The 19,292-nt window shown below is 44.5% G+C and carries 14 protein-coding genes and 1 pseudogene; 11 read left to right on the forward strand and 4 right to left on the reverse strand.

Annotated elements, in window-relative coordinates:
- The first annotated feature begins 201 nt into the window (after positions 1–201).
- Positions 202–1,506: a nucleobase:cation symporter-2 family protein gene (locus KE627_RS08165; protein WP_013727288.1), complete on the forward strand. Its 1,305-nt coding sequence runs from the start codon at positions 202–204 to the stop codon at positions 1,504–1,506.
- Positions 1,507–1,579: 73 nt separating this feature from the next.
- Here the strand turns inward: KE627_RS08165 and KE627_RS08170 are convergent, their stop codons facing one another.
- On the reverse strand, positions 1,580–2,512 hold the full coding sequence (locus tag KE627_RS08170) for a LysR family transcriptional regulator (RefSeq protein ID WP_013727289.1): 933 nt from the start codon (positions 2,510–2,512) through the stop codon (positions 1,580–1,582).
- A gap of 346 nt (positions 2,513–2,858) precedes the next feature.
- Between KE627_RS08170 and KE627_RS08175 the strand changes: the two genes are divergently transcribed.
- Entirely contained in the window at positions 2,859–5,174 is a 2,316-nt protein-coding gene (locus tag KE627_RS08175) for a glycoside hydrolase family 65 protein (RefSeq protein ID WP_056938723.1), read from the forward strand.
- Positions 5,175–5,351: 177 nt separating this feature from the next.
- A complete protein-coding gene (locus KE627_RS08180) occupies positions 5,352–5,840 on the forward strand; it encodes an arginine repressor (protein ID WP_013727291.1) in 489 nt (162 codons plus the stop codon).
- A gap of 65 nt (positions 5,841–5,905) precedes the next feature.
- Here the strand turns inward: KE627_RS08180 and KE627_RS08185 are convergent, their stop codons facing one another.
- Positions 5,906–9,007, reverse strand: a complete 3,102-nt coding sequence (locus tag KE627_RS08185) for a YfhO family protein (RefSeq protein ID WP_056938722.1) — start codon at positions 9,005–9,007, stop codon at positions 5,906–5,908.
- A 542-nt stretch (positions 9,008–9,549) separates the two neighbouring features.
- On the opposite strand from KE627_RS08185, the gene arcA reads away from it, so the two are divergent.
- The 5 genes from arcA (at position 9,550) to arcD (ending at position 15,555) form a co-directional block, all read left to right on the forward strand.
- Positions 9,550–10,782 (forward strand): arginine deiminase, encoded by a 1,233-nt coding sequence (gene arcA, locus KE627_RS08190; protein ID WP_013727293.1) that lies wholly within the window; start codon positions 9,550–9,552, stop codon positions 10,780–10,782.
- 399 nt (positions 10,783–11,181) lie between these two features.
- Positions 11,182–12,213, forward strand: a complete 1,032-nt coding sequence (gene argF / locus KE627_RS08195; protein ID WP_056938721.1) for an ornithine carbamoyltransferase — start codon at positions 11,182–11,184, stop codon at positions 12,211–12,213.
- A 123-nt stretch (positions 12,214–12,336) separates the two neighbouring features.
- Positions 12,337–13,278, forward strand: a complete 942-nt coding sequence (gene arcC / locus KE627_RS08200; RefSeq protein WP_013727295.1) for a carbamate kinase — start codon at positions 12,337–12,339, stop codon at positions 13,276–13,278.
- 119 nt (positions 13,279–13,397) lie between these two features.
- Positions 13,398–14,099, forward strand: a complete 702-nt coding sequence (locus KE627_RS08205) for a Crp/Fnr family transcriptional regulator (protein WP_013727296.1) — start codon at positions 13,398–13,400, stop codon at positions 14,097–14,099.
- A gap of 28 nt (positions 14,100–14,127) precedes the next feature.
- Entirely contained in the window at positions 14,128–15,555 is a 1,428-nt protein-coding gene (gene arcD, locus KE627_RS08210) for an arginine-ornithine antiporter (RefSeq protein WP_013727297.1), read from the forward strand.
- A 93-nt stretch (positions 15,556–15,648) separates the two neighbouring features.
- On the opposite strand, the gene KE627_RS08215 is transcribed toward arcD, so the two are convergent.
- Positions 15,649–16,428, reverse strand: coding sequence for a sulfite exporter TauE/SafE family protein (locus KE627_RS08215; protein ID WP_056938720.1), 780 nt, complete (start codon positions 16,426–16,428; stop codon positions 15,649–15,651).
- A 149-nt stretch (positions 16,429–16,577) separates the two neighbouring features.
- Here KE627_RS08215 and KE627_RS08220 point away from each other — a divergent pair, with 149 nt between their 5' ends.
- The 3 genes and pseudogenes from KE627_RS08220 to KE627_RS12360 form a co-directional block, all read left to right on the forward strand.
- Complete coding sequence (locus KE627_RS08220) at positions 16,578–17,234, forward strand: HAD hydrolase-like protein (protein ID WP_013727299.1); 657 nt, start codon at positions 16,578–16,580, stop codon at positions 17,232–17,234.
- Positions 17,235–17,579: 345 nt separating this feature from the next.
- Positions 17,580–18,287 carry a hypothetical protein gene (locus tag KE627_RS12355; protein ID WP_249291328.1) on the forward strand — a complete coding sequence of 236 codons (708 nt, stop codon included), beginning with the start codon at positions 17,580–17,582 and terminating at the stop codon, positions 18,285–18,287.
- 379 nt (positions 18,288–18,666) lie between these two features.
- Positions 18,667–18,810, forward strand: a pseudogene (locus tag KE627_RS12360) (transposase); the annotation flags it as partial.
- A gap of 141 nt (positions 18,811–18,951) precedes the next feature.
- On the opposite strand, the gene KE627_RS08230 reads toward KE627_RS12360, so the two are convergent.
- Positions 18,952–19,290, reverse strand: coding sequence for a DsrE family protein (locus KE627_RS08230; protein WP_014939468.1), 339 nt, complete (start codon positions 19,288–19,290; stop codon positions 18,952–18,954).
- Between the last annotated feature and the right edge of the window lie 2 nt (positions 19,291–19,292).

Raw genomic sequence — 19,292 nt, forward strand, 5'->3', positions numbered from 1 at the left:
ATACGAATATGTTAAGAGATCAAATGATGAACAACACTTGTTCATTGTTTGGTCTTTCTTTTTGCTTATTGATTGAATTTGAGCCTCCTTCAAAATTGTAACCGCTGTAATGAACCATTATTCGGAATCTCCGTTGTGATTCCTCAAAATTCATGTTAATATAAAATTATTGTTTTAAACACGAATAAAAAGGAGAACATAATGGAAAATGTTTCTGTTCCAGGCAAGAAATCACCTGTTCGTAATGCAATTTTAGGTTTTCAACACTTACTCGCCATGTATTCTGGCGATATTTTGGTACCGTTATTAATTGGTGGGGCACTGGGATTCAATGCCGCTCAGATGACCTATTTGGTATCGATGGATATTTTCATGTGTGGCGTGGCGACATTGCTTCAGATCCGCAGAACGCCGATTACCGGGATTGGGTTGCCGGTTGTTCTAGGGTGTGCGGTCGAGTACGTTGCACCGCTACAGTCGATTGGGAAGAATTTTGGCTTGGGTTATATGTATGGCGGGATTATCGTCGCTGGGTTATTTATTATCCTCATTGCCAAGCCATTTGCGCACATGCGTAAGTACTTCCCATTGGTTGTGACCGGCTCTTTGATCACACTGATTGGTTTTACCTTGATGCCGGTGGCTTTTCAAAACATCGGGGGTGGGGATGCCACTGCCAAAGCATTTGGTAATCCGACGCACCTATTCCTTGGCTTCTTCACAGCGCTTGTCATTATTGTCTTAAACATTTGGGCTAAGGGATTTTTGAAGCAAATTTCAATTTTAATTGGTATCTTGGTGGGTTCAATTGTTGCCATCTTGATGGGGACGGTTGATTTCGCCGCCGTTGGCCAAGCTCACTGGGCTCAGTTGCCACAGTTCTTCTACTTTGGTGTGCCGAAGTTTGAATGGTCGTCGATTGCCACCCTGATTTTGGCCGCTTTCACCTGTATGATCGAATCAACCGGCGTTTACTTTGCCTTAAGCGACATTACCGGCCGGAAGTTGGAAGACCGCGATCTTGAACACGGTTATCGTTCAGAAGGAATTGCTGCCATTTTGGGTGGGGTCTTTAATACCTTCCCATACTCCACTTTCTCTCAGAACGTCGGAATTGTTCAACTTTCAGGAATCAAAAAGTTAACGCCAATTTATTACTCAGCATTCATGCTGATGATTTTGGGATTGATCCCCAAGTTTGGCGCCATCGCAACATTAATTCCCGCTTCCGTATTGGGCGGCGCAATGCTGGTCATGTTTGGAATGGTGGGTGCTCAAGGAATCAAGATGCTCTCACAAGTGAAGCTCAATAACAAGAATCTGCTGATCATTGCCGTTTCGATCGGGCTTGGCTTGGGAGTTACCACGCAACCCAATTTGTTCCAGTACTTACCAGCAACCGTTCAAGTAATCATGAGTAACGGAATGGTGGTCGGAAGCTTTACCGCTGTGATTTTAAACATCTTATTGAACCACACAGCTTTGAGCAAAAAAGTTGAAGAATAATTTAATTAAATCAATAATAAAAGGCCAGCGAGTTAATCGCTGGTCTTTTTTTGGTTAACGACTGTCTCAGAAATTATCGTTTTGGAACGTATTCTTCGACATATTCAGAAATGATATTAAGCAAATCAGTCACTGGTTCTGACGTCTGTTTGTTCTTGATGAATGAAATACCAAAGTTGGCTGTCAGGACATCCGTTGGAATCTCGATGACGTTGATGTGTTTCTTCTGTTCATCAGTCAAACGACGTGGGTTGGCAAATGGTTCCGGCGTGATGATTGCTCCGACATGTTCCAATGCGAGATCGGAAGCCAAGTGCAGGTCGGGAACTTCGACGCTGATTTCAGCTGAAACGCCAATGTCGTTCAGGAAGCTGGTGACCAATCGTTGGTAGTTATCTTCTTGCGGTGTACCGATGAATTCTTCACCTGAAAGCTTGGTAAGGTCAAGATCTTCATAATTCAAGAAGACTTTATCAGGATCATACAGCTTGGAAGTTTCAGGAATAATTAAAACCAATGGTAATTGGGCGATTGGTTTGTATTCGACCTTGTGGCTTTGAAGCGCATGGCCAATGAAAAAGTCGAGGGTTCCTGACAAGAGCCGTTTTTCGGCGTCTCGACTGGTCATTCTGGTGATTTGCGCATGAATATTAGGGTACTTGTTATAGAACCGGACCAGAACCGGTTTGTATAAGTCGTTGGTCACAACCTCATTGGAAGCAATGGTTAAATGGCCGTATTTGAACTGTGACAGGTGCGTCATTTCGCGATCCAAGTTGGCTCGCAGTCGGTTTTCTTCCTGTAAAAAAGCCAGAAGTCGTTCGCCGGCGTACGTCAGCTGGATTGGATGAGATGATCGATCAATCAATTTAACACCAAAGTTCACTTCGGCATTTTTGATAACCCGACTGATATAAGGCTGGGTAACAAATAATGCCTGGGCAGCTTTGGACATATTTCCTTGTGCCTTGATTTCTTCAAGAAACGAAAGTAATTTGCTGTTCATAATGTAATTCTCCTTTGAAGACCTCTCGCCTTTAGTTTATCTTCTAACCAGATTATATGATATTCTAGTAATATATGCATGAATAGTGACTTCTAATGTTGGTATTCCACAAAAAAGCTACAATCAAGTATAGCAATTCCCCGTGCGCCAGTAAAGGACATGAACCTTTTAGCCCGGGTATTATAGTAATCTTAAGATTTCATTATTTATATTACCATTAGGTACTAGTACCTAATCGTTATCAGTGAAGAAACAAATCATGCTTTTTTCTCGTTGAATGGTAAAATAGTGTCATAACTTTTATCCCTTAAATGGATACATAGCCTACTAGAAGGGAGTTATCACATTGAGAATTGAACAATCACCTGAATTTCAAATTCATTTACAAACCTTAAGAAGCAAGGAAGAATTATTTCTCGAAACTATTTATAATGTCGGCAATGGTCACTTTGGCGTCCGCGACTCCAATCCGCTCCAGGGAAACAACCATGATTATATTGGCTCCCCGGGCTTATTTATTAATGGCTTCTTTGATTACGAAGAAGTCGCCTATGGTGAGAAGTATCGTGGGTACCCGGACAATAACCAGGTAATTAACCGGTTATTTGATCCACGCTTTATTCGTATCAAGGTCGGTAACGAAGATTCGTTGACCGATCATTTCAAAGTTGAAAATATTGATAAGAACTTGGACATGCAGACTGGACTGCTGCACGAGCTTTTCAGCGTCACGACTCCTGGCAACCGGAATTTTAATCTGGTGGTTGAAAGCTTTGCCAGCCTGAGCAAGCTGAATGTATACGGAGTCCGATATTCTGTGATTCCAACCAACTTTTCCGATGAAATCGAAGTGATCAAAGTTCACGATTACGTCAACCAAACTGTTCACCAGCAGGATGAAGACGTCCGCGTCAGCACTGATCTGGGGCAAATGCAGCTGGACTTTATTCCTGATAACGGCCAACCCAGTTACTTGGTAACCACTTTTCGAAGCCAGCAGGGAGCGATTATCACCTACCAAGCCAGTGAGAATTTTGCCCCGAACCCGCCAATTGAATATTTCAGAGACGATAATCATCACTACGGTTATCGGAGTAAATATTACGCCAAATCGGGCAGCGCCAAAGACTTTGAATTTTTGTTTGCGATTGGCGATATCCATCCACTGGTCAATGCCAATATGTATTCCGATCAGTACCTGTCATCGCTGAATAATTACATTAATGACACCACGTTCAAATCAGAATTGATGGCTTCGGCACAAGTTTGGCAGACTTTTTGGCTCCACAGCGACGTTGAAATCGATGGCGATCCTGCTTTGCAGCTGTGCGTGCGTTTCAATTTGTTTGAGCTTAACCAGTCAGCTGGGCGAGATGCCTTAACCAGTATTCCAGCCAAAGGACTGACTGGTAATGGCTATGGCGGTCATTTCTTCTGGGACACCGAGATCTTCATGCTGCCGTTTTTCACTTACACCCAACCGGAAGTTGCCAAGGATCTATTGATGTTTCGCTATCACACACTTCAAATTGCCAAGGAGCAGGCCAGCGACTTTGGTCTTGGCAAAGGCGCCATGTATCCCTGGCGGACAATCAACGGTTATGAATCCAGTGCTTACTGGCTGGCAGGCCAGGCGCAGTTCCACATTAACGCTGATATTGCCTTTGCCGTCGAACAATATTATGAGATTACCAGTGACGATGACTTTATCCGTGATTATGGATTTGAAATTATTTTGGAAACTGCCCGATTTTGGATGGAGTACGGCAACTATGCCGAACTTGACGGCAAGCGCCAATTTGTCCTCAACCGGGTCACCGGTCCGGATGAATATAGTGCCTTAGTTGACAATAACTACTACACCAACGTATTGGCCCAGAGTAACCTCCGTTTGGCAGTCAAATATGTTCGCAAGTTCAAGGGCGACGACGGCATTTTGAGTCGACTTCACGTTACTGACGACGAGATCGACGCTATGGAAAAGGCCGCCAATGCCATGTATCTGCCTTATGACAAGGAGAAGAACGTTAAGCTGCAGTTCCAAAACTTTGAACAGCTTCCGAAAATGGATATTTCTGCCATTGATCAAAGCATGTTCCCATTGCTCTTACACTATCATCCATTAATGTTGTACCGTCACCAAGTTAATAAGCAGGCTGATACGATCATGGTTGATTTTATGTTCCCTGAAGGCAACACCTTGGATCAGCTAAAAGCCGACTATGAATTCTATGAACCAATCACTACCCACGATTCCAGCCTCTCTAAGGCGATCTACGCGATTATTGCGGCTCGGATCGGTAAGGATCAGCAAGCCTACAACTTCTTCTCTCAGGCCGTTCAGACGGATCTGATGGATGTTCATCATAATACTAAAAATGGCATTCACGCCGGGAGTTTGGGCGCTGCATGGGAAGGGATCATGTACGGCTTCGCAGGAATCGTCAATAATGCGACGAGTTTTAGCCTCGAGCCCCATTTACCATCTACTTGGAACTGCCTGAAGTTCAAGGTTCATCTCTATGGGAATGAATTTAAATTTACGATTTATCAAGACTCGGTTGAAGTCGAGCTGCTGAGCGGTGAGGGGACAGATATCACCGTTTATAGCCATCGTAAACACCTCACTCCGGACAATAACCGCGAAACTTGGCAATACTAAATTTTTTTGAAGAAAGTCTGAAATATTAACGTCTTTTTTGGAAAACAGGCGAACTTTGGTTTATGATTTGTTATGATAGTGTTATGCAAATTCATCGTTGATTGCTGAATATTTAAACAAGCCCTTGATCGTTTTGGGCGAGTCAATTTATCTGATGTGAAAGGGATGCACTTTATAATGAAGAAGGAAGCTCGTCAATCCAAAATTGAGCAGATTATTAATCAATATACCATTACAACACAGGACGAACTGATGGAGAAACTGAAGGTGGCTGGTATTAGCGTCACTCAGGCCACTTTGTCCCGGGATATCCGCGAGATGCAGATTGTTAAACAGCCGGATAGTTCAGGCAACTCACGCTACATGATTTTTAAGTCGGGTAACCAAAATGAAATCGAGCGGATGTATCGGATGATTAACGGCACGGTAACCGACATTCGCCAGATTCAGTTTGTGAACGTGATTCACACTCAGCCCAGTTATGCCAACCCATTGGCTGCGGTAATCGATGATCTCCACATGGAAAATGTTTCCGGAACGTTGGCCGGCTACGATACCATTGTGACTTTCAGCCCGTCCGTAGACTCTGCTCGTGAGATTAATGATTTGTTTACCAAGCACGCCAATCCAGACTTGCTGGTTTCTTCCATTCAGGATGGGGAATAGGCATTCATAATATAAAAAATAAGGCTTTCTCAGCTTTGAGGAAGTCTTATTTTTTGTGCTGGTAATTATTTTGCGAATCGTCGATAAATGCGTCGACCAATCGCCCCAATCAGAAATGCCAGCCACCAAATGATGCCGACTGCGGTGACCAGTTTGCCAAGCGCGAGTCCCGGCGTTTGATATTTCAGTGAAACAAAGTGGCGGCCAACCGGAATTCTGGCACCCACAAAGCCGTGATTGACCTTGAAGATGTCCCCGGCCTGGCCATCGATCTTTAGATGCCAACCGGTGGAGTAGGGAATTGACGTGGTCAATATGCGGGTGCGCTCCGTTGCATCCGTATAGCCACTCACAGAATTATTGGTGACTTTTTGACTGGTCAAACCAGCTTTTTGAAGTTGTTGAATGCGGGTGTTGTACTGCCGGTTAAATGGTACGGCCATCAACTTGACACTCCTGAACTTCAGTTGCTTAACGCCATTAAAGTGAATCGTCATCGACTTTTGCAGATTGTCGGCGTAACCCAGATTCAAAACAATGTGTTGTCTATCCTCGTAATCGGAGAGGTTGTTTTCCGGTAATTGACGGACGTAAGTGAAGTTGTTGGGGGTTTGAACCGACAATGTGTAAGCACCGAGATCCGGATGCTGCAGAGCAGTTCTGATACGATCAATTTTTTGCAGTTTGGAAACCGGGGTGCCATCAATAATCGAATCGGCAGTCAGGCTGTTCAGTCGGTCTGCAGTGGAATGAGTGGTGTGGGAGATGCCATCGATCACCAGATACAACTCTGAATGACGATATTTTTCTGGCTGGTTAATGTTTAATTGATATGAAAGATGGCGTCCCTGCGCATCATTATCCATCAGATGAAGGCCGTTGGCATTTGCAGCCTGATTTTCGGCAACGATCCGGTAATTCTTAGCCAGCACACTTTGTAGCGGCTTGGCATTGGGATTGATGCCAGTGGCTTTCTCCCAGATCCGGACCTTGTTGGCCGGTAAAGTGGTCTTGTATTTCTTCGCGGTATCACGGTAGCGGGCGTTTGGTGAAATCCGCAGCCGATCCAAGACAGCCTTGACTGGGTTATTGGCGATGTGTTCGTCAAATAATCGTGTCGTATACGGCACATTTTGAATGTTGTTCTGCGGTTCGGTCATCGAAACGCCATCAACCGGCTTTTCAACCACAGCCCCCGATAACATAGCCTGTTCACGTTGAAGCGGTGACATGTTGCGGTAGTTGGCAGCTGAAATGACATATTTTTGTGTATAGACTAACGGCAAAGCCAAATTGGATTTTAGCAAAATCGTCCCGGAATGGTTGCTTAACCCGCTCACCGGTTGTTCCGGGAAGTCGACAATTTTGCCGTTTTTCCCGCGAACATAATGGAACCCATAGGGAATGGCTTGGGGCTTTTTGACAATATCCGTTTTGGCAAACATGTATTTAACACCCAGCAGGTTCAGCAGGGTGGTTCTACCATCTGCTTCACCAAGCACGGAGTTGACCACCGCCTGTGAATTATCCAGTGATCTGCTGAATTGAAACAGGCTGCCGTTTTGGATGGAGTAATAAGCCCCCAAGTCATGGGTTCCCAAGACCATCGGGATATTGTTGCCGGCGGTTCGGTGGGGATAGTAGTTGTGAATGGTGGTTGTTCGATAGAAGCCACCGTTTTTTGCCAACCCATTTTGAGCACCATCATAATACTTGTGAAGCCACTGTTCAGCCGACCCGGATGCCAGGTTGGAATTGATATTCTTACTATTATTGGGGCTGAACCAGCCTTGCCCGGCACTAATGACGTTAATGAAGACGAGTCCGACCAAAATGGTGCCAACGTGCCTGGGAGATATTTTAAGCGACGTTTGACAGGCAAACAATAGTAGAAAGCTCAGCAATAATCCGTAAGATACCAAATCGTTTTGCGGTAATTTGAGGGTAAAGCCTTTGGTGATCCACACGAGTACAATCAAGCCGGCACTGGCGCCAATCAACCAGCGCAAATCGTTTTGAGTCAGGTTCTTGAGTTGATCAACCAGAATCATCGTTGCCAAGCTCATTGGTAACACGATCAGGAACAACCAGCGATTGGACGGTGTTGACATGGCGTTGGCCACTGCACTAAACTGCGGCAGCATCAACGCAATGATCGTTAACGTGATAATGGTTGCCAGTGATCGGTAGCGTTTGAAATGTCTGAGGACGTACACTGCTCCGAGAAATGTCAATCCGCAGAAATTTAGCACCAGCCAGTAATCCTTGGTGGTGGTACTGGTGATCAGTTGATTGGGCATCGCCAGATAGTATTTAAGTGGATAAAGAATCAGTCCGTTGGCAAACTTGGCATGATAAGCAATTCGAGTTGATTGAAAAACGGCCAATAAAGTTGGAATCAAGATGACCCCAGCAGTCAGCAGGCCAGTCACGACACCCTGCACCAAACCGTAGATAATTCTGCCGTTCTTGAGCTGCTCAGGGTGGTTGTGACGGATGTTGAAGTATCTGGTCAATAGATAGACAAACGTCCCGATTGCCAGCATATAAGCGAAGTAAAAGTTACTGATGAGGGCCAAGGCAACGGCAACCGCCAACGGCAGCCAGTTCTGCTTGTGGAGAACCTTTTCAATCCCCATTGCCAACAGCGGAAACAGAATCATGGGAATTAAGAAAAATGGGTGATGCATCGAGACATAGAAGTTGTAGCCGGAAAATGTATAAATCAACGTCCCGATTAATTTACTGTGGGTGCTGAAATCGCGCTCGTTGGCCCAAGCCAGAAATGACAGGCCGACACAGTAAAGACGAAGCAAGATTAAGACTTGAAAGCCGAGCTCCAGCTTGGCAGCCGGGAAAAGGGCAATCAGGTAGCTGAATGGATCACCAATTATGTAAAAGGCAAAGGTGGTGAGTTGATCGGCCCCAGCTCCAAGGTTCCACGACCAGCCGCTCATTGCCTGATGGGCGGTTCCTTGAAGCATTCGCTGAAATTGCGCCATAATTGGAAAATGTTGGGCAATGCCATCGACGTTCCAGATCAAAGTTTTGCCGGCCAGCCAGGGAATCGTGTAGGTGGCGAGGCAGACAAGTAGAAAAGCGATGGAATAGATCAAATAAGTTCGAAACTGAAAAGACTTTCTGCGAGTATCAATTCTCGGTTCCATGAAATTACCTCCAATACATATCCCATTTTGCCTGCATTGAGGCCGATAGACAAGGCTATTGACAGATTTTTAATGTTTGTAACATTGACGCCCTCAAGTTGAAACAATGTGCATGAACATTCATCGATGAATTTTAGTAAGCTGAGTAAAACGCTTACATAGCCACTGATTTGTTCAAATCCGGTCCCAGCAAAAGTGAATTTTCTTTTACCAAACTGTGAATATTTTATGAAGTCGAAACATATTTATACCAAACAGATGAGAACAAAGTATGAATGTTGTGAAGAAAGTGTTATAGTTAGAGCATTCTTAAATCTAATCAAATTCTTATGTTCTAATTTAAACATTTTGTTTTGCATAATTAACCGCTAAAAGCCTTTTGTGAAAGGAATAATTAGCAGGATAATTTATAAAATGAAACCGCAATCATTTTCGGCCTTAATTGTGTGAGTTTTTTCACGTTCACAATGTCCAAAAATGTACGGTAACCTTTTTCAAAGGGGTTATGATGTACTTGTATTAATGGAAGAGGAGGTAACAAAATGACAAGTCCAATTCATGTAACATCGGAAATCGGTAAGTTGAAAACAGTTTTACTGAAACGTCCGGGTAGAGAAATTGAAAACTTTACACCTGACATGATGCCCCGGTTATTATTCGATGACATTCCATATTTACCAATTGCCCAAAAGGAACATGACTACTTTGCCGATACTTTACGCGACAACGGTGTCGAAGTATTGTACCTCGAAAAATTAGCTGCTGAAGCTTTAGACGCAGCTGGTGACAAAGTTCGTAATGATTTCTTAGAGCAAATGCTGACTGAATCCGGATATGCAACAGGAACCATCCATGATGCATTGAAAGAATATCTCAGCAGCATGAACAACCAAGACATGGTCAACAAGATCATGGAGGGTATCCGTAAGAATGAAGTAGATTTCGTGCCAACAGACTTAGTAAGTGCTGCTGAAACCGAGAACTACGAATTCTACATGGATCCAATGCCTAACTTATACTTCACCCGTGACCCTTCGGCATGTATCGGTAAAGGTTTGAGTATCAACCACATGACATTCCCTGCAAGACAACGTGAGTCACTCTTTAACGAGATTGTCATCAAGTATCATCCACGTTTTGCTGACAAAGGGGTTCATGTATGGCGTGACCGTAACCACGATACCCGTATCGAAGGTGGAGACGAATTAGTCTTGAACGATCACGTAATGGCAATCGGTGTTTCTCAACGAACTTCCGCTGACGCCATTCAAGATATTGCTAAGAGCTTATTTAAAGAAGGTCACTTTGACACAGTTATTGCGATTAAGATTCCGCATAACCATGCAATGATGCATTTGGATACTGTGTTTACAATGATTAACTACGATCAATTTACGGTTCATCCAGGAATCCTTGGTGAGGGCGGCCATATCGACACTTGGACAATTACTCCAGGTAAGAACGGCGACTTGAACTTGGACCACAGAACTGACCTCAAGCAAGTCTTGAAGGATGCGCTTAAGCTGGATGATTTGGACTTGATCCCAACCGGTAATGGCGACCCAATTATCGCCGGCCGTGAACAATGGAACGATGGTTCAAACACTTTGGCAATTGCTCCAGGCGTTGTGGTAACTTATAACCGGAACTACGTTTCAAATGACTTACTCAGAAAGCATGGCTTAAAAGTGCTGGAGGTTATCTCAAGTGAGTTGTCAAGAGGACGTGGGGGTCCACGTTGCATGAGCTGCCCAATTGTTAGAGAGGACATCTGAGAGCGCGACTAGGCCCGGGTTGACCCCGGAGTGTAAGCCGGGAATTTTAATGATGAACGCCTTTAGTTCATCATTGGAATTTTTGGCTTACACAGTTAGGGGTCAGGGCCGTCGCCAAGTAGGCTAGGCAGGCTTTCAGCCGGCCGTCGGAGCGTGTTTACATCAGAGCGCGACGAGCAACGGGTGAGGCGGTTTCTAAGGGTACTTTGCTTGAAGTCCCTGGGTTTGGGACTTTAAGCAAAGTGCACTTAGAAGTTAGCCTCAGTTGCGTCGAAGCGTGATTACGAGGCTTCCTCATCCAGGCAGCTGACAAAAAACCACCAACTCAACTCTACTCTACAAACAATTAAAGCAAGTGTACCGTACCCAAAAACAATCATCATCAAGGAGAATTCGATTATGACAAAAGATTTCAAGCAAAACGTATTTCAAGGACGCAGCGTATTAGCCGAAAAAGACTTCACAGCAGCCGAACTCGAATATTTGATCGATTTTGGTCTCCATTTGAAGGCACTTAAAAAGGCTGGCGTTCCGCACCACTATTTGGAAGGTAAAAACATTGCCTTACTCTTCGAAAAGTCATCAACTCGTACTCGTTCAGCATTTACCACTGCTGCGATTGACCTTGGTGCCCACCCAGAATACTTGGGATCAGGCGACATTCAATTAGGTAAGAAGGAATCAACTTCAGACACTGCCAAAGTTCTTGGCAGCATGTTCGATGGCATTGAATTCCGTGGTTTCAAACAAAGCGATGCTGAAATTCTTGCCAGAGACAGTGGCGTTCCAGTATGGAATGGTTTGACCGATGAATGGCACCCAACTCAAATGTTGGCTGACTTCATGACTGTGAAGGAAAACTTTGGCAAACTTCAAGGTTTAACTTTGACATTTATGGGTGACGGCCGTAACAACGTTGCCAACTCATTGTTGGTAACCGGTGCCATCTTGGGGGTTAACATCCACATCGTTTCACCTAAAGAGTTATTCCCAACTGACGAAATTCAAAGCATCGCTAAGGGCTTTGCTGAAAAATCTGGTGCCAAACTGTTGATTATCGACGACCTTGATGAAGGTATGAAGGGCTCAAACATTGTTTATACCGACGTTTGGGTATCAATGGGCGAAAGCAACTGGGAAGAACGCGTTAAGTTGTTAACACCATATCAAGTTAACATGGAAGCCCTGAAGAAGACCGGCACACCTGACGATCAATTAATCTTCATGCACTGCCTGCCAGCATTCCACAATACTGAAACCGAATACGGCAAGGATATTGAAAAGAAATATGGCATTACTGAAATGGAAGTTACTGATGAAGTGTTCACCAGCAAGTATGCTCGTCAATTTGAAGAAGCAGAAAACAGAATGCACTCAATCAAGGCTATGATGGCCGCAACACTTGGGAATTTGTTTATTCCACGTGTATAGGACAAAGTAAAATTTCAGCCTAGTACCCACCTTGAAAAATAGCTCAACAATACAAGGGACTGGCAACAAAACATTTGTTTTGTCCCAGTCCCTTATTATTTTCTAAGACGGAGGAGAATTATTATGGGACGTAAAATTGTGGTTGCCCTCGGAGGCAACGCCATCCTATCAAAAGATGCTTCAGCTGCCGCGCAACAACAAGCGTTGCGCGATACCGCTGAGCACCTGGTTAAATTCATTGAAAATGGTGACCAACTGATCATTTCTCACGGAAATGGTCCTCAAGTTGGTAACCTGTTATTACAACAAGCTGGTGGCAGCACCAGTGATAACCCGGAAATGCCGCTCGATTCTTGTGTTGCCATGACCCAAGGCAGCATTGGCTATTGGATGCAAAACGCCATGGACCAAGTGATTAAAGAAAAAGGCTTGGACAAGACTGTTGCGACAGTTGTTACCCAAGTTGAGGTCAGTGCTGACGATCCGGCATTTGCCAACCCAACCAAGCCAATTGGGCCATTCATGAGCGAAGAAGATGCTGATCTCGCTAAGAAACAGAACCCGGACTTCAGCTTCGTGGAAGACGCCGGCCGTGGCTATCGGCGGGTTGTTCCTTCACCAAAGCCAATTGGGGTTGTTGAGACGAAAGCGGTCAACGCCTTGGTTGATGCCGGCATCGTGCCGATTTCAGTTGGTGGCGGCGGTGTTCCTGTTGTCAGTGATGGTAGTCGACTGGCTGGTAAGGAAGCAGTTATCGATAAGGATTTCGCCAGTGAAAAACTTGCCGAGTTGGTTGGTGCTGACGCATTGATTATCTTGACCGCGGTTCCAAATATCTTTGTCAACTTCAACAAGCCTGATCAAAAGAAATTGGAGCATGTATCAGTCGCTGATTTGCATCAATACATCGGTGAAAAGCAATTTGCTCCGGGAAGTATGCTGCCTAAGGTTCAAGCAGCGATTGACTTTGTTGAAGCAACTGGCAACGAGGCGGTTGTAACCGCTTTGGATAACATCGAAGGATTTATTAATGATGGGTCGGGGACAATTATTTCGGCAAAATAACACATAATTCCGATTTTGTCCTTAAAATCATCTTAGACTTTGTTTAATGTACAATCTGGTTATTTGAGGTACACTTCTAATGAGAACACAATTATGTAACCGTTTTTGGGAGTGTATTTATGATTTTAAAGAATAAGAGTGATTATGAGTATTATGCTAAAAAACTGCGCCGCCATCCTGAATTTAGTCCGCTGAGTGATAAGTATATCAATCAGTTGATTGATGAGATGACTGTTAAAACCTATCATCGCGGTCAAATCTTGTTTGACCAGGGAGATACCCGTGATCGGTTCTATTATTTGATCGATGGGGTTTGTAAATCTTTTCACTGGGACAAAGACGGCGGCGAACAGCTGTATCTGTATATTCGACCCGAAAAGGCATTCCCATATATTGGTTTGTTTGAAGACGATCGCTATGCATACACGGTCCAGACAATGTCCGAGGTCAAATTAGCCGAGTTCCCGATGCCGATTTATGAGGAAATTTTGCGTGAGAACCCTGAGTTGATGGTCAATGCTGTCAAAGAAATGAGTCAAATTATCAACACCTCTGAGACTCAGCTTCAACGCATGGTGACCACCAGTGCAAAATGCCGGGTTTGGAACGCAATTCTCTTCATTGGTCAACAAATTGGTGATTATCAAGAAGATGAGACAATCCTTGTTCCGTATCCAATTACATTGGTTGAACTGTCCAAGGTGAGTGGAACAACGAGGGAAACGACCAGCCAGATGGTTCAGCAGTTGGTTGCCGAGAACAAGGTTCAATATAATCGCAAATATTTCAAAATTTTAGAGATTGACGATGATTCATATTAATTGAATATTATTCAAGGGAGTGAGCTAAATGAAAGAGCATGATGGTAAATTAGGGCTGCTCGAACTGATCGGATTGGTTGTTGGATCAATCATCGGTGGTGGTGTGTTCAACCTGATGCACGACATGGCCGTAGGAGCCGGAGCCGGTGCGATCATCATTGGTTGGGTTATTACCGCCATTGGAATGGTGATGTTAGCCTTGACGTTCCAGAATTTGACCATGAAGCGTCCAGATCTGGATGCCGGTGTCTATAGCTACGCTGAAGCTGGCTTTGGTAAGTACATGGGATTTAATTCTGCATGGGGCTACTGGTTGTCCGCTTGGCTTGGAAACGTTGGTTATGCGACACTGTTAATGAGTGCCGTTGCCTACTTCCTACCGGTATTTGGGGATGGCCAAAACATCTGGTCAATCATTGCAGCATCGTTTATTTTATGGGCCTGCCATTTTATGATTTTACGCGGGGTTGAATCTGCATCGTTTGTTAACACAATTATTACCATTGCCAAATTGATTCCAATCTTCCTATTCATCATTATCGTATTGTTTGCGTTTAAGATGAATATGTTTACCAGTGATTTCTGGTTTACACCAAGTGGGAAATTTGAATTTGGTAGTGTTATGGCACAAGCCAAGAGTACGATGTTAGTAACTGTTTGGGTCTTCATCGGAATCGAAGGGGCGGTCGTCTTCTCTGGCCGTGCCCGGAAACGTTCTGACGTTGGTAAGGCAACAGTTCTTGGAATTATCACCGTTATTTTGATTTATATGTTAATCACATTGCTATCATTTGGTGTTATGAGTCGTGCAGGGTTGGCACACTTAACTCAACCTGCGATGGCCGAACTGCTTCAAAGCCTGGTTGGTAAATGGGGCGCCATGGTTGTTAACGGCGGGTTAATCATTTCCGTTGTGGGTGCCTGGCTGTCATGGACCATGTTCGCCGGTCAATTGCCATACGAAGCTGCCAAAGAAGGATCCTTCCCGAAGATGTTTGCCAAGGAAAATAAGAATGGGGCACCAATTACCTCATTGACCGTTACCAACATCTGTGTGGAAATCTTCATGTTCTCGTACCTGATTACGGCTTCTGCTTATAACTTCTTCTATTCAATTGCCAGTGCCGCAATTTTGATTCCTTACGCATTTTCAGCATTCTATCAATTGAAGTATTCATTCCTGGAAGATCATGGCAAAGGACGAACCGGCAACATCATTGTTGGAATTATTTCCAGTCTGTATGCCTGCTGGCTGTTGTTTGCCGCTGGAGCCAACTTCCTTCTCTTGATGTCACTGCTCTTTGCTGCCGGAATTCCAGTGTTCTGGATCTTACAGAAGAAGGATAACCACGCCGAGAAGGTCTTTGGACCGATTGAAATGTTGCTGGCAATCTTCATTGTGCTGGCCGCAATCTATGCGATTTATGGATTGATTGTTGGACAAATTACTTTCTAATTGTAATTCGTGACGGAGAATGAATTTGAACAGCCGTATATTTGTAACTAAGGGAGCAGCTCAAATGAGCCGCTCCCTTAGTTATTGATTCTTTTAAAAATAAGCAGTCACAAACAAATACCCAGCCAAACCAAATGCAGCTAATGAAATCAAAATCCGCAGCAAATGGATATTTGAGTGACGGACAATGATCGGTCCGGTGTAGCCGCCAATTAGCAAGCCAAATCCAAGCGGGATCACCAATAGCCAGTCAATTTTTGACTTGAAAATAAAAATAACGGTTGCAATCAAGTTGCCACCAAAGGCAATCACATTCTTCATGGCGTTGACCACGGTAAAACGATCATCAGTGATGATTGATAAAATTGCGAGGAAGATAACGCCGCCCGCAGCACCAAAGTACCCAGTGTAAGCTCCGACTAGGACAATTCCGGTCAGGCTGATCAGTGACACCCAGAAGCGCTTGGTTGGCGTTTGGTGTGCCTGCTTCAATTTGGCAGTGGAAACGTCCTTTTTTCGACCGGACATGAATAACAGAATGCCGGCGAAGAGGATGAAGAAAGGAACCACTTTTTCAAACGACGAAGCCGGTGCAATCAGCAACAGCACACTACCACCGATGCTTCCGATAAGTGAAAGTATGACGTACAGGGTCAATTTTTTCCAATGCCCTCGGAGTTCCTTTAGCGAAGAAGCCGTCGCACCGATTCCTGAGAAGATCAGGGCAGTGGTATTGGTAACATTGGCAATAACTGGCGGAAGCCCCACCGCTAACAAGGCTGGATAGGAGACAAGTGAAGCCAGCCCGGCGACTGAGGCGAGCAATCCCGCTGCGAAGCCGGCAATGATTAGGAAAATAAATGTAAGCACCATGAGTTGGGCTGACCTCTTTTCAATTTTTTGATACTTCTAATATACTACATTTTACAAAGTAGTCGAATTCATCTTGTGAGGGGCTTGATTTCTGATGCCCAACCCTTGATAATATTTAACTATCAACACAAGATGAAAGCAGGTTACCCATGACACAATTATTTTTTGACTTTGACGGGACGATCGCCGACTCGGAAGCCGGCATTCTCAAATCGCTGAAGTACGCAGTCGACAAAATGAAATTGCCGGAACTGACACATGATCAATACTTGAAATTTATTGGCCCGGCACTCAAGACCAGCCTCCAAAAATTTTATCCCCAGCTATCTGAAGCGGATCAGATGCAGGCGTTAAAATACTATGCCGATTATTACCGTAGCGAGGGGATGTTCCAACTCGATCTGTATCCCGGCATTGTCCAGGAGTTGCAGGCCTTGAACGAACAGGGCTACGACGTCAATATCGCCTCTGCCAAGCCGGAAGATTTGATTCATGAATTGACGGATCAACTAGATTTGACGCAATACTTTACCGGTCGATTTGGTGCGGGGACTGACGAGAAAACCCGGATGACCAAGACAGCGGTTCTCAAATATGCCTTGGAACAAACTCATGCCAACGCCAACGACAGCATCATGATCGGCGACCGTGACACCGATATGCTTGGCGGCTATCACAATCAGGTTAAGACGCTGGGAGTTACTTATGGATTTGGCGACGTTGCCGAACTGTTGGGCGCCCATGCGAATACGTTGGTGGATAAGCCCGAGCAGATTCAGGGCGGGGTAGAGAAATTAATCAGCTAAAGACGCCAAGAGCGTGGGCCAATAAGCGGTTAGCTTTCAGAGTATAAGGGGATTACCCGAATATCCAGAACTTGGATATTTGGGTAATTCCCTTATACGGCCGGAAGCTGCTTATTGGCCCACAGTTCTGCTAGATAATATTTAGGCGCAAAACGAGGCTGGAACAAAATTTTGGCTCTACAATATCTGTTGTTGGTAATAGATTTTTATCTATTACTGATGACAGATTTTTTGTTTTTCATTAGAATAAAAAAAGCGGACATTTCCTGTCCGTTCATCAAAACCAACAACCACGAAGATTTTAGAGAAAGAAGGAAATGCCCTATGTCAAATGATACTACGAAAATGTTGTTAGGAATAGATGATGAACACTTAAAAATTGAGAATGGCAAAATAGGTGATGATGGGGTAATCAGATTAAATGGATCACTGAACTATTCTCCCAAGGCCTGCCGCAATTGTGGGGTTATTAATGATCACCAGATCATTGGCTATGGTTGGCGGAAGACCACCATTAGATTCGCTAAAACATTGGGCAGCACGGTTATCCTATGCCTCAATCGGCGAAACTTTCACTGTAAGGCTTGTCATACCAACTTCCTGGCGCAGACGAGTGCAGTGCCGAAGCACTGCACGATTTCAAATACAACCCGGAAACAATGTTTAGAGAAGTTAACGGAACCAGTGAGCCTCAAACACATTGCCAATGAATTGTCCACTTCGGATTCATTCGTTGGTCGGCAGCTCTTGCGCGCTGAACACGACTTTCAAACCAACTGGCACTACTTACCCAAAGTTCTCCTCATGGACGAAGTTAAAAGTACTAAGAGCGCCGACGCGATGAGCTTTGAATTTATGGACGCGGAAACCCACGAATTGATTGACCTGTTGCCCTTTAGAACATCTATCAGCTTCAAAAGTACTTCCAACATTATGACCAAGCCGCGCGAGAAATGTGAAAATTATCGTTACGATATGAACTATACTATCCCAAATTGGTTGGGCAGATCTTCCGAACGCCATCGTTGTCATCGATCCCTTCCACCTGGTTAACGCTTTAAACCGGCTTTTAATAAGACGCGAGTGCGTCTCATGAAAACCCTGGCCACTTCTCACGCCAGTATCACGCCTTGAAACGCTATTGGAAACTATTATTAACGCCGGCCAATCACCTTAACTACGAGGCTTTCCGTAAGTGGACAAACTTCCTTATCCGGCAACTGCACGGATGTGGTTGATGCTTTACTGGACATTGATCCGAGCTCAAGCAAACTTACGACGTGATGAATCGGTTACGTGAAACCATCAAAAACCGCGACTGGCCAACTATAATCAAGCCTTTCACACTGCAGGGGTGCTCGGAAGAGATGTTGGCAGCCTCCAAACCTTGGCGGCTCATCATGATGAAATTGGCAACACTTTCACCCACCACACCAACGGGCCATTAGAAGGTTCAAACAACAAGATTAAAGTCATTAAGCGCACTGGATTTGGTTACCGAAACTTCTTCAGATTCCGGCTAAGAGTGCTGTTCGCTTTTCGAGTTCATACAAAAAGAGCCCTAATCACCAAGTGATTAGAACTCCAATATTTTGTTCACCAACAACAGTTGACGAAGAACCAAAATTTTTAGTTTTGTCCCAGCCTCTTGTTAGTGACTAAAATTTCTATTAAAAAAGCGTGCTCCCAGATAACGACTATGATCGTTTGGTTCACTTTAAGGCTTGATATAGGCAAAACCCTGTTCCTGCAGTGAAACCAAATCAGCGACACCGGCAGCGACGATTTCAACGTTTGCCGGTAACTGATTTTCCTTAATCGAATGGCTATTCATCGAATTATTGCAGGCGTGGAATCTAACCCCTTCTCGGCTGAATTGCTCAACGGCATTTCGCAGATGCTCGTCCAAATAGCCTTTGATGGCATCGCCGTTGACTAAGACGACAATGTGGTATTCTTCCTTATTCACCCGTCCATAATCCAGCAGGTTACTAATATTGCTCAGTGTGTGATCCCACTTATCCAATTCATCAATGTGAAAGACAACTTTATGCATCA

The organism is Lentilactobacillus buchneri (assembly GCF_018314255.1).
In the GTDB taxonomy this organism is placed as follows: domain Bacteria; phylum Bacillota; class Bacilli; order Lactobacillales; family Lactobacillaceae; genus Lentilactobacillus; species Lentilactobacillus buchneri.